This is a genomic window from Bacteroidota bacterium (assembly GCA_013360915.1).
Classification (GTDB): Bacteria; Bacteroidota; JABWAT01; order JABWAT01; family JABWAT01; genus JABWAT01.
Genome location: JABWAT010000049.1, coordinates 1 through 1614, shown reverse-complemented (window position 1 = coordinate 1614; position 1614 = coordinate 1). Strand labels below are relative to the sequence as shown.

The 1614-nt window shown below is 49.0% G+C and carries 1 protein-coding gene; it reads left to right on the top strand.

The window, feature by feature from the left end; all coding sequences use genetic code 11:
- A partial coding sequence (locus HUU10_15780) for a hydrazine oxidoreductase HzoA (protein NUQ83062.1) occupies positions 1-1614 on the top strand: 1614 nt, incomplete at both ends.

Genomic DNA, 1614 nt, shown 5'->3' with positions numbered 1-1614 from the left:
CTGATGACAAAAGAAGCAAAGGCCGTAGAAATCATCACCCACTGGGTGCCTCATGAAGTGTATGGTGTGCCCGGTGAGCCTGATAACAACGGTAAGGTGTTCTTTTCTGGTTTAGGTGCAAAATACATGGGATATCCGAAGCATGAGAATGCTCCGCCTTATCCTGGAAAATACAGCAAGTTCTGGAAGACATTACCTGCATATCGTTATTACATTCCTGATTATATGTACAACAGGGATGAGGTAAGGCCTTCAAACCCAATCAAAGGTACGTTTCAGTTAGAGCAGTGTATTGCATGCCACTCGGTTATGACTCCGGGAATTGTAAGGGATTATAAGAAGAGCGCTCATTCGAGGGCAGAACCGAGCCCAACGGGTTGTGACACCTGTCATGGCAATAACCACCAGAAGCTGACCATGCCGTCATCCAAGGCTTGCGGCACCAGTGAATGCCACGAGACGCAGTACAGCGAGTCTGGCCAGGGTGGTATTGGTTCGCATGCTTCCTGTTCGAGCTTTGCCCAGGTGGAATGCGCATGGTCAATTGAGAGACCGCCAGGGGATACGGCAGGTTGCACATTTTGTCACACCAGCTCAGAAGAAAGGTGCAGCACCTGCCACCAGAGGCATCAGTTTGATCCGAAGGTTGCAAGGAAGGCAGAGCAATGCAAGACATGCCACTGGGGTAAGGATCACAGGGACTGGGAGGCTTATGATATTGGTCTCCATGGTACCGTATATCAGGTGAACAAGTGGGATCCAAAGCAGTTCGACTTCTCAAAGAAGTTGGCTGATGCAGATTATGTTGGTCCAACCTGCCAGTATTGCCATATGAGGGGTGGTCACCACAACGTACAGAGATTCAGCACGGTATATACCAGTATGGGTATGTCCATGGCTGACCGTGGCGCTCCGATCTGGAAAGAGAAGAGGGATCGTTGGGCATCAGTGTGCGACGATTGTCACTCACCCAGGTTTGCAAAGGAAAACTTACAGGCCTTGGATGAATCCGTTAAGGATGCAGGTTTAAAGTATCGTGAGACATTCAAGGTAGCTGAAGACCTTGTCAAGGATGGTGTTGCTGATCCAATGCCAAAAGATCTGTGTCCTGACTGGTCAGGTCAGCATATCTGGAGTTTGAAGATCGGCGCATATCATGATGGTCCTGAATACGGTGGAAAGACTGGTGAGTCAGGTGAGTTCAGGATGTCGAACTGCTCAGATATTGAAAGGCTGTGCTTTGAAAGTGTAGGATACTTCCAGACATACATCTACAAGGGTATGGCACACGGTTCATGGAACGATGCTACGTACTCGGATGGTTCGTTCGGTATGGATCGTTGGTTGGTCAATGTGAAGCAGGATGCTTCTCAGGCAAGGAGACTTGCAGCCATCGAGAAGAAGGTTGGCATTACCTGGGTTCCGGAGAGTTTCTGGAAGACGGGCGAATGGCTTGATCAGTTGACAGGTCCTTACATTGTGAAGAATCACCCTGGAAAGACGATCTTCGATCTGTGTCCGGATCCAGGTTGGTTAGATACGCACCATGCGCCTGCTGAGGAAGTTGAGTACATCAACAGAAAATTGCTGGAGTTAGGCATGAAGGATGGTAAA